This is a genomic window from Micromonospora sp. NPDC048999 (genome assembly GCF_040649295.1).
Lineage (GTDB): Bacteria > Actinomycetota > Actinomycetes > Mycobacteriales > Micromonosporaceae > Micromonospora.
On the sequence record NZ_JBEZFI010000016.1, the window covers coordinates 109,898 to 133,470 of the forward strand.

The window sequence follows — 23,573 nt, forward strand, 5'->3', positions numbered from 1 at the left end:
AATGGGCGAGATCCGAGTGGGCAAGCCCGATGTCGAACTCGACGCGCCGGCGCACACCAAAGGTGTGGAAGAGGGCAACTCGCGGCGCAGGAAGCAGGCAGGCCATCACGATGACGGGACGGTGGACGCCCACCGGTCGACCGGCATCCGACCCGACAAGCACGGCCCGATCCTGCCGATCATGCCGAACCTGCCGCCGGGCTGAGCGGGTCCGGTGCGCCGACCGAAGAGGAGTTAAGCCATGCGGAAGCTGTTCGTGCTGCTGGCCGGCGTGGCCGTCGTCGGGTTGTTCTGGAAGGAACTGCCCGCGCTGCGGCGCTACATCAAGATCGAAAAGATGTGAGCGGAGAGGGCGAACCAGCCGATGTGTCTAGGAATCCCGGGCGAGATCGTCGAGATCAAGGCCGGTCGCGACGACCTCGCCATCGTGGACGTCGTGGGCGTCCGGCGGGCAATCAACATCGGCCTGCTCGGTCAGGACCAGGTGGGCATCGGCGACTGGGTGCTGGTCCACGTCGGGTTCGCCATGTCGAAGATCGACGAAGCCGAGGCCGCCGCCACGTTGACGCTGTTGAACGGCCTCGGCCAGGCGTACACCGACGAGCTGCAGGCGCTCGCCGAATCCGACATCACCTAGGGAAACGACCAGATGCGTTTCGTTGACGAGTACCGCGACGCGGACCGGGCCCAGGCACTGGCCACCCAGATCGCCGCGTTGTGCGAGCCGGGCCGACAGTACAAGTTCATGGAGGTCTGCGGCGGCCACACGCACACCATCTACAAGCACGGACTTGAGGACTACCTACCGGAGAACGTCTCCCTCGTGCACGGGCCGGGCTGCCCGGTGTGCGTCATCCCGATGGGCCGGGTGGACGACGCCATCGCGATCGCCCACGAGCCCGGGGTCATCATGGCGGCGTTCGGGGACATGATGCGGGTCCCCGGCGGCAACGGCTCCTTCTTCGACGCCAAGGCCGCCGGCGCGGACATCCGGATGGTCTACTCGCCGTTGGACGCCTTGAAGATCGCCCGGACCAACCCGGACCGCCGGGTCGTGTTCATGGCGATCGGGTTCGAGACGACCTCGCCGTCGACGGCGATGACCGTGCTGCGGGCCGCCGCCGAAGGGATCGACAACTTCTCGGTCTTCTGCAACCACGTCACGATCCTGCCGGCGATCAAGGCGATCCTCGACTCACCGGACCTACGCCTCGACGGCTTCCTCGGGCCGGGGCACGTCTCCACGGTCATCGGGTGCCGGCCGTACGAGTTCATCGCCCGCGACTACGGCAAGCCGCTGGTGTGCGCCGGGTTCGAGCCGCTGGACCTCCTGCAGTCGGTCTTCATGCTGCTCAAGCAGCTCGCCGAGGGCCGCTGCGAGGTGGAGAACCAGTACACCCGGGTGGTCCCCTGGGACGGCAACCTGCGGGCGCTGGAGGCCATCGGGCAGGTCATGGAGCTGCGCCCCTACTTCGAGTGGCGCGGACTCGGCTTCATCTCCCACTCCGCGCTGCGGATGCGCGACGAGTACGCGGCCTTCGACGCCGAGCGGCTCTTCGACGTGCCCGGGGTGCGGGTGGCGGACCCGAAGGCCTGCCAGTGCGGCGAGGTGCTCAAGGGGGTGCTCAAGCCCTGGGAGTGCAAGGTGTTCGGCACCGCGTGCACACCGGAGACGCCCATCGGCACGTGCATGGTCTCCTCCGAGGGCGCCTGCGCGGCCTACTACAACTTCGGCCGGTTCACCCGGCAGCGGCTGACCGAGGCGGTGCGAGTATGACGACCGAACGCACGGCCGACTGGGCCGAACGCGCCGTGGCCGAGGCCGAGGCCCTGACCGAGCAGGCACCGGACCGGCTCTCGCCGGAGCAGCAGGTGCTGGAACGGATCGAACGGGCCCGCCGACGCAGGCCCAAGGTCAGGGAGAGCCGGATCACCCTCGCACACGGCGCGGGCGGAAAGGCGACCCGTACGCTGGTCGAAGGGATCTTCGTCGAGGCGTTCCGCAACCCGACCCTGGAGACGCTCGACGACGCGGCCGTACTGTGCCCGGGCGTCGACCGGCTGGCCTTCACCACCGACTCGTACGTGGTGTCGCCGCTGTTCTTCCCGGGCGGGGACATCGGCGACCTCGCCGTCAACGGCACGGTCAACGACCTCGCGGTCAGCGGCGCCCGTCCGTTGTACCTGGCGGCCGGGTTCATCCTCGAGGAAGGCTTTCCGGTCACCGACCTGCGGCGAATCACCGACTCAATGGCGGCGGCGGCCCGGCACGCCGGTGTCCAGGTGGTCACCGGCGACACGAAGGTGGTGCAGCGGGGCAAGGCCGACGGCTGCTACATCACCACCGCCGGGGTCGGCCTGCTGGAGCGGCCGGTGAGGTTGGGCACCGGACAGGTCAAGCCCGGCGACGCGGTCATCGTCTCCGGCCCGATCGGCGACCACGGGGTGACCATCCTGCTCGCCCGCGGCGAACTGGACATCGAGGCCGGCCTCGTCTCGGACACCGCGCCCCTGCACGAGCTTGTGGCCGCCCTGCTGGACGCGGCACCCGGCGTGCGGCTGCTGCGCGACGCCACCCGGGGCGGAGTCGCGACGATCCTCAACGAGGTGGCGCAGGCGGCGGAGCTGGCCGTCGTCGTCGACGAGGCGGCGGTGCCGGTGCGTCCCGCCGTCACCGGGGCTTGTGAACTGCTCGGCATCGACCCGCTCTACGTCGCCTGCGAGGGACGCCTCGTCGCGGTGGTCGACGGCGCGCAGGCCCAGGCGGCCGTGGCGGCGCTGCGCAACCACCCGCTCGGCGAGGACGCGAGCGTGATCGGTCATGTCGCCGCCGATCCGCCCGGCCTCGTGCTGCTCAGAACCGCGTTCGGCGGCACCCGCGTCGTCGACATGCTCGTCGGCGATCCGCTCCCCCGCATCTGCTGACGTCCACCCGCCGCTCGCAGCTTGCGGGCTCGGTACGAGGCTGGTGGGATCGATGCGCTGGCTGACCTGCCTCGGTCGGGGCGGCCTCCGGTCATCGACGAGGCGGCCGTGGTGGTGGCCACGCCACCGATCCGCAGTTGGAGTCGAAGATCCGCGACGTGGTGGGGCTCTACCTGGACCCGCCCCGGAACGCCGTGGTGGTCTGCGTCGATGAGAAGTCCCAGATCCAGGCGTTGGACCGGGCCGCGCCACTGCTTCCCATGCGCTTCGACCAGGCCGAACGCCGTACGCACGACCACAGACGCCATGGCACCACCACCCTGTTCGCCGCCCTCGATGTCGCCACCGGGCGGATCACCGCGGATGCCCGCCACCCCCGACACCGCAACAGCGAATTCCTGGCCTTCCTCAGTGAGCGTCCGGGAACTTCGGTTACCAGTTGCCGGTGCGGGCGAGTCGGCGTGACATTGTCATGATCATGGCGATGTAGATCATGGCTTCGTGGTGGTCGGGTTTGGTTTCGTAGTCGCGTACGCAGCGGCGATGCTTGCTGATCCGGGCGAACGTTCTCGCTACCACCCACCGGCGGGGCAGGACGACGAAGCGTGGCTCGGGTGCGCTTGACGATCTGGACAGTCGCGTGCAGGACGTTGCGGGCCCAGACCAGGAGCCGTCCGGCGTATCCGGCGTCGGCCCAGACCAGGGTGACGGTGGTGAAGCGTTCGCGGAGCCGGGTCAGTAGTCGGTGGGCGGCGTCGCGGTCCTGCAGTCCGGCCATCGTGACGCTCACGGCCAGCAGCAGGCCGCCGGTGTCCACGGCGAGGTGCCTTTCGTTCCGTTGATCTTCTTGCCCGCGTCGTAGCCGCGGCTGGTAGGGGGCACGGTGTCCGCGCCGCGCACCGACTGGGAGTCGATGATCTCCGCGGTCGGTTGCGGGTCGCGGCCCTCGCACACGCGGACCAGGTCCGTCTACCAGAGAAATGGTGACACCCTCGGCCTCAAGATCGGGGCCGATCGTCGGCTGAAGTGCTCCCACGGATGTAAGGTGAAGTGGCGATTCAAAAGATGCGCCCCTGAGTCTGCTGAACAAGGTCGACGGTGTCGGAACCATCGAGTCGACTGTCGCGAAGGGGAAGAGTTCGAAGGCAACGGCGACATGGAGCTACGGCCTCACCGCCAGCGGCTCGTCCGGCATCAACCTCTATCCCACCACACCGCCGGTGCGCTGCGACCGCCAACTCAAGGGCTATCCCAACAGCGTTGGCTGTGTCGTTCCCGGCGTCACTCCGGTGCTGACCTACTCGCGTAGCGGTTCCTACCCCGAACTCGCACGTCACATCGGTGACGCGCAGAACTCCGGTCTGGATGGCAAGTACCCCAAAGGCACGCCTCTAACCCGTCTCACGAGCAACACCTCGATTGAGGACAACCGCCGACTGGCCTGTCCGGCAAGCCCGACGCGACCCACCAATAAGTCGTGCGACGAATATCCCTTCGCCAGCTCCTACCAGCGAGCGTCAACCGGCGGCGGCGGTCCACGGACGTTCACCTGGTGCTCGGTACCTGGTTCGTCGTCGACCGGACCCCACGGGTACAGCCGATGCATGATCAACGCGTCACAGAACGGCAAGGGAGGTCGCGTCCTGCAAACTTTCTACTCACAGAACAGGATCCTCAAGACCGACAAGTTCCGGGTCAGAATCTCCTAGCCACCCGCGTGGAGTCCAGCCGGCCTGGCTGGGCTCCACGCCGCCTGCGGCAGGATCAGAGGCCATGAAGAGACACAACGACGGCGGACGGCTGTTCGTCACGTATCACACCTTCGGGATCGTGGACGGAGATGACTGGCCCCTGGACGATCCCGGCCAGGGCAACGGACTGGTCCATCCGTGCGGGCACGGGGCGTCGGTCTACACGGGCATTCACACCGGGCCTGTTGATGTGCGAGCGGTCAGCCGTGAGCAGGCGCCCGACAGGATCGACGACTCCCGGCCGTGGCAGGAAATTGCCGAGGTCAGCTTCACCGCCCCGACCGGACACCTGCGGATCAGGTCATTCGAGGACGTCGTGCCGCTGCCTGCCCTCGGCGCTGCCGGTCCCGGCACATACCGCGTTCGTGTCTACGCCGAAGGCCGCGACACCGACATCGACGGGACCGTCCGCACTCCGGTCGAGCACTATCGGATCGAGGTATGGCCTGCACCTCCTGCGGATGAAGTGATCCACCGCCGGACGGATAGGTACGGAGAGTCGGTGCGAAGCATCGCCACCCCCGCCACCGACGTACGGCGGGGCGGCACTCAGCGCGAACCTGACGGCGAGACCTTCGAAGAGTGGGTGGAACTCGATGACTGAGCAGGGCTCCAGCAAGGACTCTGTTGGCTAAGTCGCTGTAGCGGGCGGGTGTTCGATCTTAGCGGACTCTGTTGGCTGCTAATCCCGGCACGGCGATAGCGGCCGCCCGTCGTACCGGCGGCACCGGCATCTCGACCGGCGGGCCGGCCACTGTGGCGTCGACGGCGCCCGCGTCCGCGGCACCCCACACCGCAGCGCTGTCAGGGTCGGGGACCACGGTCGGCGTGACACCGACGGTCTCGGTGAGGACCTTCTGCGGGAGCGGCATCCGGGAGACACCGCCGACGCAGTAGATGCCGGCGAGGTCGCCGACGGCGATCTCTGCGGCTGCAATCGCCTCCATCGTCAACTTGGCGACACGGTGTAGGGCTGGGTGGGCGGCTTGTTCCAGCAAGCCGGTGTTGAGCACCACCGCGGACCCTTGCGGCAGCGGCAGAGTCACCGCGGCCCGCTCTGCCAGGGCGCGCTTCGCGGCGCCGGCGCAGTGAAGACCTCCATCGAATGGTCCGGGAGGCGCCCAAGCATGTGAATAGGCTGCTGTAGCCGGTAATGCACAACTGGCACCCGCAGCACCGACACGCCGAACCACCCAAAAATACGGGCTGTGCATCACTGGCCCTGCAGATCTTCCGCAAGCGAGCACAGCAATATGTTCGCGCGACCAGCAACAAAGGAATGGAATGGCAGATCTGCAGGTAGATTAGCTGCAATAACAGATCGAGCACGGTCTTAGGAAGCCGTTGCTCTATCCCCACGATTGATTCGGTGATCATCAGCCCCAGCGCCCGCTGGACCGGACCGGACGCCCCGGGAACCCCCGGACCGGCCGGGACGTAGGGGATGCCCGTCGGGCGGGCAAGCACCGAGCAGCGATACGCCTACAAGGGACGAACAAGCAAAGAGCCTGACCTGCGTTTCCGCAGGTCAGGCTCTTTGATCTTGCGCGGCCGAAGGGGATCGAACCCATAGACCCACGACACACTGCGCACCACGCGGGAGGTCGTCCGCGATACCCGCCGATCAGCGGGCTTCGCCGTCCACCAACACCGCTGGGTTGCGCAGCGCACCCTGTTCCGGCTCACCGCATGCCGCTGGCTGGCCCGCGACTACGAACGCCACCCCGTCGCATCAGGCAGCCCACCCGAGGCCCCCGCTAGCACGAACCCGGCCAGCACATCGGTCTCGAACTACACCAACTCGGCCACCGACGCCGGCCTGCGGCGCTCCCGCAGATCCGCACCGCCGCCAGCGCCAACCCAGGCACTCCACCTTCACTGACACAAGCCGAAAGGCCAACCACCGTGCCAACGCTTCAAAATTCCCAAAGTTACATCGAATCCACCCAGACGACCCCGGCAAGTGGTCCGCCTAGCCAGAGACACTCCAGCCCCTCCGCCAAGCCAACGAACCCACGGAATGTCACGCCGCAGGCCGACGACGGACTTGACGGCCTCGGGACCCAACGCGTCGATCAACGTTCACAACCGGCGCAAACCACCGCCCGTCGCGGCGGTAGCGCCATCGGACCCCGATCCCAATCAGACCAGGAACCTGAAAGGACACCCGATCCGTGCCCGCCCTATCCCCTGCCCGTCCCCGCGCCCGCACCGCCAGACGCCATCGGCCACGGGCGGCCTGCCGGCCGTGCCACGTCGCGCCCCCAGCCCGATACGCCCCACCCGGTAGGTCGGCAATGAACGGCCCGACCGGCCCCGAATGGCGGCCAGACCCCCTCCTGACCATCGGCGACCTCGCCGCCTGGCTGGGCAAACCCAAGAACACCCTCTACGCCTGGCACAGCAGAGGCAAGGGACCCCGCGCCATCCGCGTCGGCAACACCCTGCGCTACCGGCGCAGCGAGGTCGAACGCTGGCTCGACGCCCACACCGACGCCGAAAGGTAAGCCATGGCCCGACCCGAACTGCCAATCGGCACCTGGGGCAAGATCCGCACCGAGAAACTCGGCCCCAACCGGTTCCGCGCACGAGCCCGCTTCCGCGACTACGACGGCAAAACCCGCGACATCGAGGCCACCGGCACCACCGGCCCGGCCGCCGAACGAGCCTTGAAGATCAAACTCCGCGACCGCACCACCCCCAACGACGACGAAATCACCCGCGAGACCCGCGTCAGCAAACTCGCCGAACTGTGGGTCGAAGAGATCACCCCCGAAGAGCGGATCGCGCCACAGACCATCCACCGGTACCAGACCAGCCTGCGCACGGCGATCCTGCCCGCCCTGGGCGACCTCCGGATCCGGGAGGCCAGCGTCGGCCGCCTCGACCGGTTCCTCCGCGACATCGCCAAGGACCACCCCTCGACGGCCAAGGCTGCCAAAGTCGTCCTCGGTCAAATGTTCGCGCTGGCCGTACGTCACGGCGCGATCCCGACCAACCCCGTCCGCGACACCAGCCGGCTACGCAAACCCCGCCGCAAAGTCGTCGCCCTCAACGACGAACACCTCCAAGCCGTCCGTACGACGATCCGCGAATGGCAGCAACCAGTCCCGGCAAGCCCGGACCACGACACACCGGCGACCTGGCCGACATCGTCGACCTCATGCTCGCCACCGGCGCCCGCATCGGTGAAATCCTCGCCCTACGCTGGGAAGACCTAGACCTCGCCGCCGAACGACCAACCCTGACAATCTGCGGCACGCTCGCATTCGTCACAGGCAAAGGCTTCTTCCGACAACCCTGGACCAAAGCGACGCCGGCTACCGAATGGTCGTGCTGCCCCGATTCGCGGTCAGCATGCTCCTGGCCCGCAAACTCGTCGCCCCCGACAACCCCCACGACGCGATCTTCGCCTCCCGACGCGGCACCTGGCTCTCCCCCAACAACGTGCGCCGTCAATGGCGCCAAGCCCGCGCCGACACCGACCTCGCCTGGGTCACCCCCCACACCTTCCGCAAAACCGTCGCCACCCTCATCAAGGAAGAGGCCGACACCAAGAGCGCCGCGGCGCAGCTCGGACACTCCAGCGAAGAGGTCACCGACACCTACTACATCGCCAAGCCCATCCAAGCCCCGGACGTCTCCGACATCCTCGAACGACTCGGTACCAACCCCAACGGGCAGCACCCACCCGCAGCACCCAACGATGCACACCGATGACGAACCTGATTGCCGCACCCGGTAAATGGGGGGTTTTCGGGGGGAGGTTCAAAACTCCATAGAAGAAAGTCAAAGCCCTGACCAGCATTTCCGCTGGTCAGGGCTTTTTCCTCTGTCGGGACGGCCGGATTTGAACCGACGACCCCTTGACCCCCAGGACGCTTCGCTAAGCGTTCCCGCACGTCAACCACGCTATGCCCAAGATCAAGTCCCGTAGTAGACGGCATACCGGCCACCATCGCGCATGACGTGTGGTCCCCACCTGGTCCCCCGGCCGGCCCCAGGCGTCTCTTGTGGCCTCGGCTGTCCTCGGCCAACGGCATGCCGGGTTGCTCCCTCGACCGCTGGCGGCGTAGCGGTGACGACCGCACCGTCAGTTTGGAAGAGCGCGCTCAACCGGGCGGCCCGGAAAGCCTGCTTGAGGGAGGTAGTCCGGTGACCGCTCGTGCCCGCTGGTGCCCACCAGGAAGGACGGTTACTGGCCCGTGGATGGCCCGACCCGCCGCCCACCGCCCGGTCTGCCGGCGTCTGTGAGATTCAAGGCCGTCGGCGAGTGGGCGCAGGCGATATTAGGCCACAGTCCCGGTCGCCTCGCTCTTGCACTGGCTCTGACCCGCTGACGACCCCACCAACGTTGTCGTCCAGAGCCCCGGACACCACGACGGCGCCAGGGCCGCGATCACCCCTCCGCCTGGCGCGGACGGCAAACACCAGGACCAGAACGGTGGCCGTCGCGGCACCTCCCCAGACGGTCAGCATGACCGAATCCGCCACAGGGCTCTCCGCTGGCGGTGGCAGCACCACCATGTTGAGAGCCGCACCGACGGGAGCGACGAGTGCCGCGAGAGCCCCGATCGGCCCAGGACGCCGGATGGTGGCCCCCACCGCCCCGAGAGGCAATCCCAACACCACGCTTGCAACCAACCAGAATGGCATCTGCCCCCATTCGAAGCCTTGCTGAAACGGGAACAGCATGGGCACCGCGCCGTATACGATCGTGGCGTCGATGAGCGCGACGCATCCCGCCAGCGCCCCGGCGAGCGCCCCCACCACCGGTCGGAGACCCCTGCTCACCAGCCAACCCACGGCCACAGCCATCGTGGCCCACGCCCAACCCGAGTCGAGGATCAGGCTGGCGAACTCCGCCGTCTGCGACCAGGCGCCCCGGTCCGCACGGGCTCTGCCACCCTCGCCGAGCAGCAGCGGCACACTGTTGACGACAGCCGCGGCGGTGCCCAACGTCGCACCGACGGCCAGAGTGGCCGCCATCCCCCGAATCAATCGCATCCGATCACTCTAGGGATGCCGTCAAAGGCCATGCCGCTGGTCCGCGCCCACGTAAACGGCTCCTGTGCCTAAAGGCCAAGGCCGTGAAGTTGAGGCGTTTGGGCTGGTGTCAAGGGCTGTCTGAGCATAGCGGAGGGTGATGGTAACGAGGTAGCGGGACTCCGGTAGAACGGCTTGTCGACCAAGACCAGCCATCTACGAGGGAGTCCCGCTGTCGGAGCTTTCTGTCATTACTCGCGTGATCATGGTGGCGAAGGGCGTGTTCGCGCCTGGCCATCGCGCTGGCCGCCACGTCCAGGAGCTGACCGCCGTTGACCGCTCGCGGGCACGGGTCGACGTCAGCTTGGGAATTGTCGATCTCCGGCAGGCCACCGGCTCGGCGGCCTGGTCTCGACAGACTCTCGTGGCCTCGGCTGGCCCCTGTTGTCCTCGCCTAATGGCACGCTAATGGCACGCCGGGCTGCTCCCCTCGATGGCCGGCTGTGGGCGGTGACGACACCGTCAGTTTGGAACAGCGTGCTCAAGCGGCCGTGATGCCCGAAACACCTGCGGGCGGCGGCCGGGCCGGTTGCGTCTCGTGCCCGCTCGTGCCCGCTGCGCGCCACGGCTACTGGCCCACGTATGGCCCGGCGGCCTTCGCGTGGTCTTCGCTCTACAAGTGGCTGTAGCGACAACGGCGGCCGATCCCTATAGTTCGCGATCATGGACCAGTCTGTCGCAGCCGTTCTCCTCTACGTCCTGAGCCTGTTCGTCCTCTACTGGGTGATTCGCCTGGCTGTCCGGCATGCGATCCGCGACGGCGACAAGCGCCGGTCACGTGGTGAATCGTGACCGTCGGGCAGCCGGCCTAAGTCTCGGCCGTCCTTCCCTTGCCCGCCCGCATGATCCATCCTGGTGCCTCCATTCATGATCCTCGGACGGGCGGGCCTCGTGGCGCCGAAGCCGGAGCATCCGAGCGGCGAACAGAAGGTAGGGCGTGCCATGACCGGTCAGCTCTCCGAGGCTCAGCGGAGGTACAACCCTCTGGCGATCGTGGCCTGCTGCATGGGCCTGGTTCCGCTGCTGTACATCAGCGCGGGCTATACCGAGCTGATAGACCTGGACATCAGACTTCTAATCCCTGTGCTGCTGCTCGGCGTCTGCGCGATTGCCGTAGGCGCAGTGGGACTGAAGCAGATCAAGACGACTGGCCAACGTGGTCGCGGCATGGCGATTGCCGCGTGCGTGGCAGGCACAGCCATATTTGCGGCCCAGGCCTTCTCCTTCGTGTATCTGATGGTGATGGGCTGGTCGTCTTACACCTGCTTCCCGCCCGACCCCTGCTGATGAGTCGTGAACGTCCGGGGCCTTGACTTCAGCGAACGTCGATGTTGTTGATCGGCAAAGCTAGCGGATCTCCTCGTCGGGCAGTTGGAGACCGTCCAGCCTCCCTGGACGGGGACAAGGTGGAGCGCCCTACCGGACGAACGACCTTGGCACCCTGGCCCCTGGTCTGCTCGGCTCTGCCTGGGACTCATGGTGGAGATGGCGACCCGCGCAACCACCGACTACCGCACCGTCCGGACGGGCTTCCCCCATCTCTGTCGTAGATCCCTGCCCGGAGGGCAAACAGCTCTTGTCGTCTCGCAGCGTGGCCGGCCGGCCCGGCCGATGCCGGCCGGAGGTCGCCAGCAGGCCGGGGCCGGGCCTGCGCGGCCCGCTTTGCGGGCCGCCTTGATGCAGAGAGCGAACGATTCGGCAGGCATCCCGGCTGGAGGCTTGAGACTTGACCAACGGTCAAGGAGCGCTACCGGATGGCGCACTGACCCGAGTGGCCCCCAGGAAGCCAGAAAGGCCGGCCCGATGTTTCGGACCAGCCTCCTGACCTGCTATTTCATGCTGTCGGGACGGCCGGATTTGAACCGACGACCCCTTGACCCCCAGTTTTACAACGATTCTGTCACGCCATGCCGGAACAGCTCGATACATCCATATAACCGGACAGAACGGCATCGTGCATTAGCCTTAATGCCATCCCATGTCGGCCGCTCCCCCGCCGGCGAGCCTTCGCCGTTACCGGGTCCGTTACGGCGAATGGTCAAGGACCCGCCCTGCCGCCCCTTCCAGGCTGCATTGTTGAGGAAAAACACAGCCCGCAAGGCGTCCTAGGATAGGACTGCGAAGGCGTCCGAGCACCGCACCTTCGGTAGATGGAGCGCCGCGTCGACCAGGGCGTGACCGGCCCCCGGTGGCATAGACCAGATGAGCCACCAGCTGATATTTATCGATCTTTCCGGCGGTGCCCGAGTGCTGGCGCTGCACCCCCACGGCGTGACGGCCCTCCTTTACGCCGCAGTGCCCCTTTGTTGAACTGGTCAGCTCACATCGAATCAGTTCAGCATCCGAGGTCGACTTCGATCTCCACCTCGACGTCGTCGCGGACCTTGAGCGCGCCGAGAAAAGCCGAGTACGGCTTGATCCCGTACGCCGACTGAGCGACCACCGCGGTGGCGCGGTACCGGTCGGGTGTCACCTCGCGTACCTCGACGTCGACGAGGGGCCGCGACCCCGTGCAGTGTGAGCGTTCCGCTGATGGTGACGGAGTCGCCACCGGCGACGACGCGGGCGGACTCGAAGGTGGCAGCCGGGTGGCGGTCGACGTCCAGCGCAACCGCACCACCGGCGGCTTCATCATCATCGACGAGGCGACCAACCGCACCGTCGGCACCGGGATGATCGTCGAGGCCGGCTGACCGTCTGGGCGCTGCCGATAGCACCGCCCCGTGGATGCTGCCGGCTGCCAGGCGGTGCTCCGAGGCCAGGTAGCGGTGGCGCCCGCGACCCGGCCGGGCGTTGACCGCTGCCTTGATCGCTAATGCCCGGCGGGCGACCTGAGCCGGAAAGATTGCCGGCTGGCTGCTCACCAGCGCCCGCTCGCAACGGCATTCGAGGGTTCTCGTCGTTCCTGGCAACGCATCGGGCCGTCCGACCGTCACTACAAGTGTTAGTCCATGGTGGATTGTCAAAAGGAACGGGGAGGCGCATGCGATCCAGCAGAAGCACAAGAGCGTTGCTGGCCGGGGGAGTTGTCGTCGCGCTGCTGACGGGCGCGCCCGGCATCGCCGGCGCCAGGCCGGTGGCCGCATCGCAGGCGGTCATGCCGACGGCCGCCACCGGCGAGTCCAGGACGGTGACGCTGATCACCGGTGACCGGGTGACCGTGGCCGGCGACGGCCGCCTCGGCATCGCGCCGCGCAAGGGCATCACGTTCCAGAGTTACCGGACCGGAAAGCACCAGTACGTGATCCCGTCCGACGCGATGCCGTTGCTGCGGGCGGACCGGCTTGACCAACGGCTGTTCGACCTGACCGAGTTGCTCGCGGCGCAGGACGCGCGTCCGTCGTCGCTGCCGCTGATCGTGTCCGGTGCTGCCGCCGCGCCCGGCCTGGCCGTGCAGCGGCGGCTGCCCGCGGTGCGGGGTTTCGCGGCCGAGACGCCGATTGAGTCACTGGCGTCGCGTTGGCAGGCGACTCGCAGCAAGCTGGGCGCGGGCAAGATTTGGCTCGACGCGGTACGTGAGCCGGCGTTGGATCAGAGTGTCCCGCTGATCGGTGCGCCCGCTGCCTGGTCGGCTGGTTTCGACGGCACGGGGGTGCGGGTCGCGGTGCTCGACACGGGCGTCGATGCCACGCACCCTGATCTGGTCGGGAAGGTTTCGGCGCGGCAGAACTTCACCGAGGGCGTGGAGGACGACCGCGACCTGGTCGGGCATGGCACGCATGTCGCGTCGACCATCGCGGGCAGCGGCGCCGGTTCCGGTGGGAAGTACAAGGGTGTCGCACCGGGTGCGTCCCTGCTGGACGGGAAGGTCTGCGTCCAGCGCGGCTGCGCGGAGTCGTGGATCATGGCCGGCATGCAGTGGGCCGCCGAGTCCGGGGCGAGTGTGGTGAACCTGAGCCTCGGCGGGTCGAACGGTCTCAAGGTCGACCCGCTTGCGGAGGCTGTCAACAGCCTGACGGCGCAGCACGGCACGCTTTTCGTAATCGCGGCGGGCAATAACGGGGACGACGGGACTGTTAACTCCCCGGCGACCGCTGAGGCGGCGCTGGCGGTGGCGGCGTTCACGAAGTCCGATGAGCTTGCCGATTTCTCCAGTCGGGGTCCGAGTGCCGATGGTTGGGCGGTGAAGCCTGAGATCGCCGCGCCCGGGGTCGACATCGTCGCGGCGCGCAGCAAGGACGGCTTCCTCGGCGAGCCGGGTCAGCTCTACATGCCGCTGAACGGCACGTCGATGGCGACTCCGCACGTCGCGGGCGCGGCCGCGCTGCTGAGCCAGGCCCACCCGCAGTGGGCCGCGGCGCAGCTCAAGTCGACGCTGATGGCCTCGGCCAAGCCGTCGCACGGTGTCGGTGTGTTCGCGCAGGGTGCGGGCCGGGTGGACGTGGCCCGAGCGATCACCCAGCAGGTGACGACGACGCCGACGTCGGTGACGTTCGGGTTGCAGGAGTGGCCGCACGACAACGACGAGGTGCGCAGCAGCACGGTCACCTACCACAACAGCGGCAGCGCCCCGGTGACCTTGCGGCTCGGGCTGACCACCGACGCGCCGGCCGGGATCTTCTCGCTGAGCACCGACACGGTGACCGTGCCGGCGGGTGGGCAGGCGTCGGTGACGTTGAGTGCCGACACCCGTCAGGGTGGTGACGTTACCGGCGGCCTCGGCGGCCAGGTCACGGCGACGGCGTCGGGCGTTTCGGTGCAGACGCCCTTCGGCGTGGTACGCGAGGAGCTGAAGTACCCGGTGAAGGTCACCGCGACCGAACGCGGCGGCGCTCCGGCCGACGACGCGATGACGGTGCTGCTGCGCAAGGATCTGAGCTGGAGTGACGTGGTCTTCGGCGCGAGCAACGACCTGCGCCTCTCCCCGGGTGAGTACTTCGCGTTCAGCTGGGTCGACGAGGAGAACGGGGGCCGTCTCGGCACCTCGCAGCTGGTGTATCCGGAGCTGACCATCAACGGGCCGACGACGGTGTCGATGGACGGCCGCGGCGCGAAGGGCTTCGACGTCACGGTGCCCGACCCGAACGCGGTGCCAATGCTGGCGGCGTTCAGCACGACCTACACCGTGGGCGCGGATACCAGTCTCCACATTGGAGTCCAGAAAGACGACTTCGGCTCGATCTTCAGCAGGCTGATCGGGCCCAAGCCGGCGAAGGGCCTGAGCTCGCAGTTCAGCGGCATGCTGGTCAAGGTCGACGAGCAGGGCATCTCCCCGGACGTCTACAACGTGGGCTGGCACAGCAAGAACGGCCTGCTCAGCGGGCTGGTCAAGCACCTGCGGCCGACGGACCTCGCCACGGTGCGGGCCTCGCATGCGGTGGTGGTGCCGGGCAGCACCGGCGTGAAGCTGTTCTCCTTCGCGCCAACGGGCGGCGACAGCGGCTGGTCCTTCGCCTTGGAGACTCCGCTTCCGTCCACCCACACCGAGTTCTACGCGGGTGACGCGCCATGGCAGAACGAGTTGATCGTGGAGCTGCCGCCCGACGACGACTGGTGGGAGACGCTGACCGACCACGGCGGCCTGCCCACCACCTACCGCGCCGGGCGCACCTACCAGGAGCAGTGGAACAAGGGTGTGTTCGGGCCGAGCGTGGCACCGTTCTATCCCGGCAGGGTGCCGGCGCTGCGCGAGGGCGATGCCATGTGCATCTGCCCCGGGCTGCTCGGCGACGGCCAGGGCCGGGCCGGCTTCGGGCAGATCACCTCCGGGCACGGGGCGCTCTACCGCAACGGCAAGCTGATCGCCGAGTACAACCAGGGTTTTCCGGGCATGTACGTCGAGGACGTGGACCCGGCCGGGGCGGCGTTCCGCTTCGACGGCAGCCTGGAACGCGACGCACGCCTGACCACCAAGCTGTCGGTGAGCTGGACGTTCCGCTCGGCGCACACCGACAAGCCCACCGCGCTGCCGCTGACCGCGGTCAGCTTCGCACCGCCACTGGACGACCACAACGTCGGCAAGGCCGGCAGCGTGGCCGTCTACCCGGTGACGATCACCCAGACCGAGGGCTCGGGGAAGGTGGTCAAGCTGACCGTGCAGGTGTCCTACGACGACGGGAAAACCTGGAAGAACGTGCCGGTGCTGCACCTCGGCGGGTCGTGGCAGGTGCAGGTGACCCACCCGAAGGCGGCCGGCTTCGTATCGCTCAAGGCCTCGGGCACGGACACGAAGGGCAACACCTTCGACCAGACCGTCATCCGGGCGTACGAGCTGCGCTGATCATCGGATGAGGGGCCCTGGCGACCGAGGTCGCCAGGGCCCCAGCTCCACGGGGAGTACGGCCCGCACCCGTGTCGACCGTCCGGGCAGGCCGATCAGCCGAGGCGGGTGACGCCGCCGGCCGGAACGTGTCAAGGGATTGAGGCCAACGGGAGTTAAGCGGCTTGTCGTTGCGGCTCGGGCTTGTTGATCCAGACCTGTTCGGGCAGGTCGAGGATCTTGGGCAGGGGCCGGGTGGTGCCGAACCGTTCCGGGTGCGCTGTCCGGGCTGCGGCGAGGGTGTCCTCGCGGTTGGCGCGGACGGTGTGGTGACGGCCGTGGTGGACGTCGGCGGGGGTGTGCAGGCCGATCCCGGAGTGCCGGTGAGCGTGGTTGTACCAGGTCACGAAGCTGTTCATGAAAGCTCGTGCGTCCGCGAGGGACGCGAACCGGTCCGGGAAGACTGGCGCGTACTTCAACGTCTTGAACCAGGCCTCGCTGTACGGGTTGTCGTTGGACACCTTCGGCCGGGAGTGCGAGCGGGCCACGTCGAGGTCTTCAAGCAGGTCAGCCACCGATTTCGACGTCATCGACGTGCCCCGGTCGGCGTGCACGACGTGCGGGACGCCGTGGACACCGAACACCTCGCGCATCATCGACTCCGCGAGGGGGCCGGACTCGCGGGCGTGCACACGGACCCCGACGATGTACCGGGAGTAGATGTCGATCATCACGTAGGCGTCGTAGTAGACGCCCTTCACCGGTCCGGCCAGCTTCGTTATGTCCCAGGTGTAGACCTGCCGCGGCGCGTCAGCGACCAGCTCGGGACGCCGGCGGGCCGGGTGCCGGGCCAGCCGGCGACGCTCGCGAACCTGCGCGTGCTCGCGCAGAACCCGATACATGGTGGCGATCGAACCGACGTACACGCCCTGGTCTAGCAACGCCGCGTAGATCTGGGCCGGGGCCGCGTCGACGAACTCCGAACTGTTCAACAGCCGCAGGACCTGCCCACGTTCGGCCGGGGTGAGCGCGTTCGCCGGCGCTCGCCGCACCGGCGCCGCCGGTGTCGGCCGCCGCCGGTCGCGTTCGGCGCTGGACCGGGCGATCCCGGTCAGCCGCTTCGCGTCCCGCGTCGTGATCCTCGCGCTGGTCAGCGCATGATAGGCGGCCATCAGCGCCTGCCTAGCCCGAACACGTCCGGACCGTCCGGCTCGCTCCTGGAGATGTCCTCCAAGAGCTCGCGCGCTTTTCCCATGATCGTCAACGCCGTCTCGGTCCGTGCCAGCTTCGCCTGCGCCAACTCCAGCTCACGGCGCAACCGGGCGATCTCGGCCTGCTCCGCCGACGGCCTCCCGACCGTCTCCCCAGCCGGCTTGCCCTGCAACAGACCCGCGTCGCGGGCCCGGCGCCACTCCGACATCAACGACGAGTACAAGCCCTCACGCCGCAGGAACGCACCGCCCTCACCAGCCGCGACGGCCTGCTCATACGCGGCCAGCAGCTCCAGCTTCTGCCCCGGCGTGAACGACCGGCGTGCCCGCGGCCCGCCTGAACGCGGACCCTTCTTGCCACTCATGACCCCATCCTGGGCCGTCGCGACGTCAACAGCAGTATTCAAAGCCTCTCGATCCTGAACTCGCCCTGTCCGGCGGATTTGCTATGAGCCGCTGGCCTCAACTCACCCTGACAGTTCAGGGGTCTCGTCGAGACGCCGCGCATGCGGGAAAATCGGGCTGTGGTCGCCCGCCGACGTCGCGTGTCTCTGGCGCAGGTGAGGCCGTCTGACAGTTTGACGCCGGGGGCCGTTTCGAGGGGCTGCGCATTGTTGCCACGAGCACGAGGGTCCGACTCTCCCGTTCCCTGTGGCCCCCGTGGGCGATCACGTCCGTCCCAACGTCGCTCTGAGCGTGAGGGAGGTCGTGGTGGAAGAAGACGGCGGGCAGGGACTCTATGTCGAGCGGATCGCCGCGCTGGACTTGGGTAAGGCGGTGCTGGAGGCGTGCGTGCGGCTACCGCACCCGAGTAAGCCAGGGCGGCGGGTGCAGGAGGTGCGCACCTATCCGACCAGGACCGCTCAGCTGCTGGAACTGGCGGACTGGCTGCGTTGTAACCAGGTCACCACGGTGGTGATGGAGTCGACCAGCGACTACTGGAAGGGGGTGTACTTCCTGCTGGAGGCTGAGGGCTTCGACTGCCAGGTCGCCAACGCCCGGGAGGTCAAGAACGTCCCAGGCCGCGCCAAGACCGACAAGGCCGACGCGGTGTGGTTGGCCAAGGTCGCCGAGCGGGGCATGTTCCGGCCCTCGTTGGTGCATCCGGAACCGATCCGCCGGCTGCGAGACTTCACTCGCTACCGCCGTAGCCTGGTGCGCGACCGGTCACGGGAGAAGCAGCGGGTGGAGAAGCTGCTGGAAGACGCCCAGATCAAGCTCAGCTCCGTGATCAGCGACATCTTCGGGGTCTCCGGGCGGGCGATGCTGAATGCCCTGGCTGCGGGACAACGCGATCCGAAGGCACTCGCTGATCTGGCTCGCGCCAGCATGCGCGGCAAGATCGCCGTCCTACGCGAGGCGCTGACCGGGTTCTTCACCGACCACCACGCCGTTCTGCTGGCGATGATGTTGGACAACATCGACCGGCTCACCGCCCAGATCACCGCATTGGAGAAACAGATCGAGGAGTTGGTCGCCCCTTTCTGCCGTCAGGTGGAGCAACTGGCTGAGGTCCCCGGCGTCGGTCGGATCGGCGCAGCCGAACTGATCGCCGAGATCGGGGTCGACATGACCCGGTTCTCCACCGCTGCCCATCTGGTGTCCTGGGCGAAGTTCGCCCCCGCCGTCCATGAGTCCGCCGGCACCAAGAAACAGAAGAGACGTCCCAAGGGCAACCCCTGGCTGGCCGCCACCCTCGGCAACGCCGCCGGAGCGCTCACCCGAAGCCACACGTTCCTGGGCGCCCGCTACAGGCGGATCGCCCGACGCCGAGGCAAAGGCAAAGCGATGGTCGCGGTCGGCAACTCCATGCTGACCATCGCCTGGCACCTGCTGTCCGACCCCACCGCCACCTTCCACGACCTCGGCGCGGACTACTACGAAACCCGGATCAATCCCGAACGCCGAGCCCGCAACCTCGCCGCCGCCCTGCAAGCCGTCACCGGGCAGAAGATCGTCATCCACAACAGCAAGGCCATCATCATCGAGACCGCAGCAGCCTGACCCACACCAAGACGACGAGCCCGGCTCCGCTGCGCTACACCGGGCCGCTGCCGCCTGCCCACTCACTGACCGATTTTCGGGTCAGACAGGGGGCCGGGACGACGGTGACCGCGCCGGGGGCGGCGTAGCCGCGCTCGGCGTACGCGCCGGCCACGGCGGCCGAGACGGTGTCGGCGGTGGACGCCTCGATCAGGGCGAGCACGCAGCCGCCGAAGCCGCCGCCGGTCATCCGGGCGCCGTACGCCCCGGCGGCCAGGGCCGCCTCGACCGCGATGTCGACCTCCGGCACGGTGATCTCGAAGTCGTCCCGCATCGAGGCGTGCGAGGCGGTCAGCAGCGGGCCGACGTCACCTACCCGGCCGGCACGCAGCAGCGCGACCGTGTCGAGCACCCGCTGGTCCTCGGTGACCGCGTGCCGGACCCGGCGGGTCATCCGACGACCTGGGCGATCTGCACATGAGTCCTCTCCTGCGACACCATCTCGTCCAACGCCTCACGGCGCAGCCGGGACAGCTCGTCGATAAGGTCGCTGGCCTTGCGCGCTCTCTCACCGCCAAAACGTGGAGCGTCCCGACGTAGCGACACCTAGCAACATCCGCAGCACTTAACGCGAAATCAAGGAAGCAATATGCCGATCCATCCGCGATCAGCGCGAAGCCGCAGGCCAGAGCGGGTGACGGTGGAGGGCTCGACGACCAATCCGCGACGCGGTTACTGCCATCAAAGATCATCCGTTACCGGATGTTACCGCCGTTACCTGGGAAGATCTCCATCTCCCCAGGTCAACCGGTCGGGACGGCCGGATTTGAACCGACGACCCCTTGACCCCCAGGACGATTCGCTAAGCGTTCCTGCACGTCACGCACGCTATTCCCACGATCAAGCCGTGCAGTACAGGGAATGCCGGCCACCATCGCGCATACCGTGTGGTCCCCATCTGGTCCCCAGGCGCCGACACGCTCGGCGACCACAGCACGCCGTTTAGGTGGTTCGGCTCTGGGAGCAGGCAGAGGACCGACAACCGCGGCCCCTGCCGGTCGAGTGCCGCGGGTTGGCGCGGGGCGGGTTGGACGTGGCACCCCACGGCGAACCGCCCGGCGGTATGCGGAGCAGCTGATACCGCCGCGCGGCCACTTACCTAGGCGTACGAGTTCTCAGACGGAGAGTCCGATTGAGGCTGTCTCAGCCCACCCTTAGTACTCCAACGTCACTTGATCTTCCGGCTTGCGTAGTGACCGAGTCTGCGCTGGTAGTGGAATTGTCGGGCTCGGGCTTGGGATGTTCGTCGCCAGATCGACCAATGGACGGTGTGCGCTGGTGGTAGCGGTGTGGCGAGGACGAAGGCGTTGAGGAGTCGGCGGATCTCGGCGACGGTCAACGCGATGATCTCCGGGCCGGCATCGGGCTGCTGAGCGGCGAGGATGGTCAGGACGGCCAGGGCGAGCATGGCCAGGGTGATGAAGCGGTGCCAGCCGGTCCAGCCGCGGACCTGGTAGTGGTCCAGGCCGACCTGGCCTTTGCCGGTCTGGAACAACTCCTCGATGCTCCACCGGGAGCCGGCCACGGTCACGAGGGTGTGCAGCGGCACCGGGCGAGGCGCCCAGCACAGGTAGAAGGCCAGCTCGCCGGTGGTCCGGTTGCGGCGGATGAGCAGCCACCTGTGCTCCCCCGATCTGGTGGCGGTGGTGATCCAGGCCCACAGGTAGTCGCGGGGTCCTTTCGCTCCCGGCCCGCAACTGTGCAGCCGCCACTCGCTGGTGGGGATCCGTTCGGCGATCTCGTCGACCCGCACGAGGGTGCGGCCGTCGTTGACGTGCACGCGTCGGTCACAGCCGACGGCCAGGACGTAGCCGACCCCGTGCTGTTCGAGGTCATCGCGTAGGCCGGGGTCGGCGCCGTAGACCTCGTCGCCGGTCACCCACCCGAACGGGACGGCGGCGTTCAACGCGGCGGCGATCATCTGCCGGGCCAGGGCCGGTTTCGTGGCGAACCCGACCTGGTCGGGGACGCCGGCGGCGGCGAGCCGGTCGGGCCGCTGGCACCAGGTCGTCTCGGGTAGGTAGAGCCTGCGGTCGATCAGCGCCCGCCCGGCGGGTGACACGTAGGCCAGGAACACCCCGACCTGGCTGTTCTCGATGCGACCGGCGGTGCCGGTGTACTGCCGCTGGACCCCGACCGAGCGCACCCCTTTCTTGAGGAACCCGGTCTCGTCAATGACCAGGACACCGTCGGGGTGGCCGAGCTGCTCGATCAGCCAGGCCTGGATGTCGTCTCGGACGGAGTCGGCGTCCCACACCGCCGTTCGCAGTAGCCGCTGCATCGCCTGCGGATCGGCGTGACCCGCCCGTTCCGCCAGGGACCAGCAGGTCTTGCGTTCCACGCCCGACAGCAGTCCTTCCACGAACTGCGCCGCCGTCGCACGCGGCTCCGCGCGAACGAACCGGGCAGCGACACGCGTCACCGCCTCGTCCAGGATGACCCGCCACCGGTCAAGGTCTAGGCTGTGGCCCGCAGCCACCGCACGATCTTCGGTTGTCCTCACAAACCATCGATGATCACCGCGGTGGCCGCCCTCATGCCCACGCCACGCCCAACGACGAAGCCCAGTGACGTTGGAGTATTAAGCCGGCCAGATGGGGCAGCAACACATTAACGAGGTCGTCGGCACACCCGCCGCATCGCGCACATTGGATCTACGTGTCGCCAGGGGCCACCTTCGATCAATGAATTTGGGCCAGATCCAAGGTTCGACCGGCGTTGACACTACGCGCCACGTATAGCCAGATTGTTCACGTCACGACCAACGCTCTCACCGAGCGGTCACTGCGCCGTCTGCGCGCGCCTTCGAGCGGCCCTCTCGCAATTCGAGGTACCAGCCGAACGTGGCGGCCAGACCGAGAAGAGCACCACACGCGAACGCCACAGTCGCGGCGGCCTTCAGACCGGCGTCGATTTCGTCAGTGATGCCGAACATGCCGGAGACAACGCCGCCGCTGATGATCGCGAACAGCCAGAATAGCGAACCGATGAGCGCGGGTGCGTGTAGAGGAAGGATCGCACCGCGCGGGATCGGCCACAGGGCCGCCGCTACGCCCCACAACGGTCCGAGTACGACGGCGGCGGTCAGGATGGGATCGGTCAGCGGGCGCAACGCTCCGCCGAACGGGGCCAGGACGAAGAAGCAGGCGTCGAGGAAGACCAACATGGTCATCCCGACGATCCAGCCGATAGCAGCGAAGACTCCCGCCCGCCTGAACTCCGTGTCCTGCTCGCCAGACCGCGGGCGCCGAACGGGCTTCGTGGCCGAGGCAGGCGCGGCTGTTACGAGCGCGGGTGCCGCGGTCGGCGTGCCGGTGGCGTTCTTCGTGCGCGGGCGCGACTCGCTAAGCATGACCACGTGCCACACGACGGCGGCGAAGACCGAGGTGGCGAGCCAGGTGATCGTGATACCGGGATGGTCGGGCGCAACCGGCTCGCCGGTCCATCCCCATACCAGGGAAGAGGCAAGCCCGATGAGCGTCGCGACCACCGAGGCGGCGACCAGCGCGCGTACGCCCTCGGCGCGGCTGCGGGCCGGATCACGCACGTACAGCGTCACCGACGTGAACACCGCCACGACGAACCAGATCGCATACCCCAACGGTGCGCTGGTCTCCAGAGTGCGGTGCAGCAGCCCGGTAAAGTCCGCAATCACGGTCAGCACGACACCGATGATGTCGAAGACCACAAAAACGACCAGGGCGATCGCGCCCTCACGAACCCACGCCCATAGACGCTCGCTGGCCATTATCCGCTCCTGGTGTCAGGCTCGCATCTGGCAACCTCAAGGCATGCCAGGTGTTCGAACATACTGGTACCGCTGACGGGCAGAAAGCGTTGGCGCGTCTCGGTTTCCGAACGGCGCAGAAGTGGACAGCCGCACGGAGGATGCCGGCTCGGTCACGTCCCGTCGTCGACTACCCGCCCGCCTGCGTACACGCTGCCCGGCCGCGGCCACCGCATCGTGATCACCCGCGGAGCACTTGACCTGGCGCGGCTTCCCGACTGGCGATTCCAGCTGCTGGACCTAAACGCGCGTGGGCCAGCAGCGGGCCCTGTTGCGCTAGTCTTGGCAGGCTAAGCAGTTTGATTACTGATCCACAGTGGTCATAGAATTTCCGTTGTCGGGCGTTTTGTTGGGGATGCGGTCGGCGGAGAGCCGGGCTTGTCTGCTATTCGAGTCCGGGTGGTGTCAGGACGGTGGCGGGTGAGCCGGAAGTTGGCGTTGGCTGACGGCGAGGCGGTGCGGACCGCGTGTGCTCGTGTGCTGCTGCGAACGGGGCTGGATGAGGCGTCCGGGGAGGTCGTGTCCCGGGCGGTGCTGGCCGAGCGTGTCGGTTGGTGTGCTGATCTGGTTGCGGGCATGGTGGGTGCCCTGATCGAGGAGCACTGGAACGC

17 protein-coding genes and 6 pseudogenes are annotated in these 23,573 nt (G+C 67.7%); 13 read left to right on the forward strand and 10 right to left on the reverse strand.

Annotated features, from left to right (window positions below):
* Nucleotide 1: 1 nt before the first annotated feature.
* The 5 genes and pseudogenes from AB0C02_RS18775 to AB0C02_RS18795 form a co-directional block, all read left to right on the forward strand.
* Complete coding sequence (locus AB0C02_RS18775) at nt 2–205, forward strand: hypothetical protein (protein WP_357549553.1); 204 nt, start codon at nt 2–4, stop codon at nt 203–205.
* Between the two features lie 159 nt (nt 206–364).
* Entirely contained in the window at nt 365–637 is a 273-nt protein-coding gene (locus AB0C02_RS18780) for a HypC/HybG/HupF family hydrogenase formation chaperone (RefSeq protein ID WP_357549555.1), read from the forward strand.
* 12 nt (nt 638–649) lie between these two features.
* The gene (gene hypD, locus AB0C02_RS18785) at nt 650–1,777 is read left to right on the forward strand and encodes a hydrogenase formation protein HypD (RefSeq protein WP_357549556.1); all 1,128 of its coding nucleotides are present in this window, start codon (nt 650–652) and stop codon (nt 1,775–1,777) included.
* Nucleotides 1,774–2,925 carry a hydrogenase expression/formation protein HypE gene (gene hypE / locus AB0C02_RS18790; RefSeq protein WP_357549557.1) on the forward strand — a complete coding sequence of 384 codons (1,152 nt, stop codon included), beginning with the start codon at nt 1,774–1,776 and terminating at the stop codon, nt 2,923–2,925. The genes hypD and hypE overlap by 4 nt, the downstream gene beginning before the upstream one ends.
* A gap of 128 nt (nt 2,926–3,053) precedes the next feature.
* Nucleotides 3,054–3,335, forward strand: a pseudogene (locus tag AB0C02_RS18795) (IS630 family transposase); the annotation flags it as partial.
* A 254-nt stretch (nt 3,336–3,589) separates the two neighbouring features.
* Here AB0C02_RS18795 and AB0C02_RS18800 read toward each other — a convergent pair.
* Nucleotides 3,590–3,703: pseudogene (locus AB0C02_RS18800) on the reverse strand (IS5/IS1182 family transposase); the annotation flags it as partial.
* Between the two features lie 8 nt (nt 3,704–3,711).
* A complete protein-coding gene (locus AB0C02_RS18805; protein ID WP_357549558.1) occupies nt 3,712–3,879 on the reverse strand; it encodes a hypothetical protein in 168 nt (55 codons plus the stop codon).
* Nucleotides 3,880–4,755: 876 nt separating this feature from the next.
* On the opposite strand from AB0C02_RS18805, the gene AB0C02_RS18810 reads away from it, so the two are divergent.
* Entirely contained in the window at nt 4,756–5,280 is a 525-nt protein-coding gene (locus AB0C02_RS18810; protein ID WP_357549559.1) for a hypothetical protein, read from the forward strand.
* Nucleotides 5,281–5,338: 58 nt separating this feature from the next.
* Here AB0C02_RS18810 and AB0C02_RS18815 read toward each other — a convergent pair whose 3' ends face one another.
* Nucleotides 5,339–5,890, reverse strand: a complete 552-nt coding sequence (locus AB0C02_RS18815; protein ID WP_357549561.1) for an Hsp70 family protein — start codon at nt 5,888–5,890, stop codon at nt 5,339–5,341.
* A gap of 1,083 nt (nt 5,891–6,973) precedes the next feature.
* Here AB0C02_RS18815 and AB0C02_RS18820 point away from each other — a divergent pair.
* Nucleotides 6,974–7,183, forward strand: coding sequence for a helix-turn-helix domain-containing protein (locus AB0C02_RS18820; RefSeq protein WP_357549562.1), 210 nt, complete (start codon nt 6,974–6,976; stop codon nt 7,181–7,183).
* Between the two features lie 3 nt (nt 7,184–7,186).
* Nucleotides 7,187–8,396: pseudogene (locus AB0C02_RS18825) on the forward strand (tyrosine-type recombinase/integrase).
* Nucleotides 8,397–8,933: 537 nt separating this feature from the next.
* Here AB0C02_RS18825 and AB0C02_RS18830 read toward each other — a convergent pair.
* A complete protein-coding gene (locus AB0C02_RS18830) occupies nt 8,934–9,683 on the reverse strand; it encodes a hypothetical protein (RefSeq protein ID WP_357549564.1) in 750 nt (249 codons plus the stop codon).
* Nucleotides 9,684–10,385: 702 nt separating this feature from the next.
* Between AB0C02_RS18830 and AB0C02_RS18835 the strand changes: the two genes are divergently transcribed.
* Both AB0C02_RS18835 and AB0C02_RS18840 read left to right on the forward strand, forming a co-directional pair.
* Entirely contained in the window at nt 10,386–10,514 is a 129-nt protein-coding gene (locus tag AB0C02_RS18835; protein WP_357549565.1) for a hypothetical protein, read from the forward strand.
* 75 nt (nt 10,515–10,589) lie between these two features.
* The gene (locus AB0C02_RS18840; RefSeq protein WP_357549567.1) at nt 10,590–11,009 is read left to right on the forward strand and encodes a DUF4190 domain-containing protein; all 420 of its coding nucleotides are present in this window, start codon (nt 10,590–10,592) and stop codon (nt 11,007–11,009) included.
* Nucleotides 11,010–12,057: 1,048 nt separating this feature from the next.
* Here the strand turns inward: AB0C02_RS18840 and AB0C02_RS18845 are convergent.
* Nucleotides 12,058–12,195 (reverse strand): YceI family protein, encoded by a 138-nt coding sequence (locus AB0C02_RS18845; RefSeq protein WP_357549568.1) that lies wholly within the window; start codon nt 12,193–12,195, stop codon nt 12,058–12,060.
* 82 nt (nt 12,196–12,277) lie between these two features.
* A pseudogene (locus tag AB0C02_RS18850) lies at nt 12,278–12,328 on the reverse strand (hypothetical protein); the annotation flags it as partial.
* A 377-nt stretch (nt 12,329–12,705) separates the two neighbouring features.
* Between AB0C02_RS18850 and AB0C02_RS18855 the strand changes: the two are divergent.
* Nucleotides 12,706–15,942 carry a S8 family serine peptidase gene (locus tag AB0C02_RS18855; protein ID WP_357549570.1) on the forward strand — a complete coding sequence of 1,079 codons (3,237 nt, stop codon included), beginning with the start codon at nt 12,706–12,708 and terminating at the stop codon, nt 15,940–15,942.
* A gap of 155 nt (nt 15,943–16,097) precedes the next feature.
* Here the strand turns inward: AB0C02_RS18855 and AB0C02_RS18860 are convergent.
* A pseudogene (locus AB0C02_RS18860) lies at nt 16,098–17,497 on the reverse strand (IS3 family transposase).
* A 346-nt stretch (nt 17,498–17,843) separates the two neighbouring features.
* Here AB0C02_RS18860 and AB0C02_RS18865 point away from each other — a divergent pair.
* A complete protein-coding gene (locus tag AB0C02_RS18865) occupies nt 17,844–19,136 on the forward strand; it encodes an IS110 family transposase (protein ID WP_357549571.1) in 1,293 nt (430 codons plus the stop codon).
* Between the two features lie 34 nt (nt 19,137–19,170).
* Here AB0C02_RS18865 and AB0C02_RS18870 read toward each other — a convergent pair.
* The 3 genes and pseudogenes from AB0C02_RS18870 to AB0C02_RS18880 form a co-directional block, all read right to left on the reverse strand.
* Nucleotides 19,171–19,563: pseudogene (locus AB0C02_RS18870) on the reverse strand (galactokinase); the annotation flags it as partial.
* A gap of 780 nt (nt 19,564–20,343) precedes the next feature.
* Nucleotides 20,344–21,597, reverse strand: coding sequence for an IS701 family transposase (locus AB0C02_RS18875; RefSeq protein WP_357549572.1), 1,254 nt, complete (start codon nt 21,595–21,597; stop codon nt 20,344–20,346).
* 348 nt (nt 21,598–21,945) lie between these two features.
* Complete coding sequence (locus AB0C02_RS18880; protein ID WP_357549573.1) at nt 21,946–22,923, reverse strand: hypothetical protein; 978 nt, start codon at nt 22,921–22,923, stop codon at nt 21,946–21,948.
* A gap of 459 nt (nt 22,924–23,382) precedes the next feature.
* Between AB0C02_RS18880 and AB0C02_RS18885 the strand changes: the two genes are divergently transcribed.
* A partial coding sequence (locus AB0C02_RS18885; protein WP_357549574.1) for a hypothetical protein occupies nt 23,383–23,573 on the forward strand: 191 nt, incomplete at its 3' end.

Excerpts from the sequence above, each read along its gene's own strand:
- AB0C02_RS18820 (WP_357549562.1), top strand. The coding sequence starts at position 6,974 with ATGAACGGCCCGACCGGCCCCGAATGGCGGCCAGACCCCCTCCTGACC.
- AB0C02_RS18780 (WP_357549555.1), top strand. The coding sequence starts at position 365 with ATGTGTCTAGGAATCCCGGGCGAGATCGTCGAGATCAAGGCCGGTCGC.
- AB0C02_RS18830 (WP_357549564.1), bottom strand. The coding sequence starts at position 9,683 with ATGCGATTGATTCGGGGGATGGCGGCCACTCTGGCCGTCGGTGCGACG.
- AB0C02_RS18775 (WP_357549553.1), top strand. The coding sequence starts at position 2 with ATGGGCGAGATCCGAGTGGGCAAGCCCGATGTCGAACTCGACGCGCCG.
- hypE (WP_357549557.1), top strand. The coding sequence starts at position 1,774 with ATGACGACCGAACGCACGGCCGACTGGGCCGAACGCGCCGTGGCCGAG.
- hypD (WP_357549556.1), top strand. The coding sequence starts at position 650 with ATGCGTTTCGTTGACGAGTACCGCGACGCGGACCGGGCCCAGGCACTG.
- AB0C02_RS18840 (WP_357549567.1), top strand. The coding sequence starts at position 10,590 with ATGATCCTCGGACGGGCGGGCCTCGTGGCGCCGAAGCCGGAGCATCCG.
- AB0C02_RS18815 (WP_357549561.1), bottom strand. The coding sequence starts at position 5,890 with ATGCACAGCCCGTATTTTTGGGTGGTTCGGCGTGTCGGTGCTGCGGGT.
- AB0C02_RS18880 (WP_357549573.1), bottom strand. The coding sequence starts at position 22,923 with ATGGCCAGCGAGCGTCTATGGGCGTGGGTTCGTGAGGGCGCGATCGCC.
- AB0C02_RS18855 (WP_357549570.1), top strand. The coding sequence starts at position 12,706 with ATGCGATCCAGCAGAAGCACAAGAGCGTTGCTGGCCGGGGGAGTTGTC.
- AB0C02_RS18835 (WP_357549565.1), top strand. The coding sequence starts at position 10,386 with ATGGACCAGTCTGTCGCAGCCGTTCTCCTCTACGTCCTGAGCCTGTTC.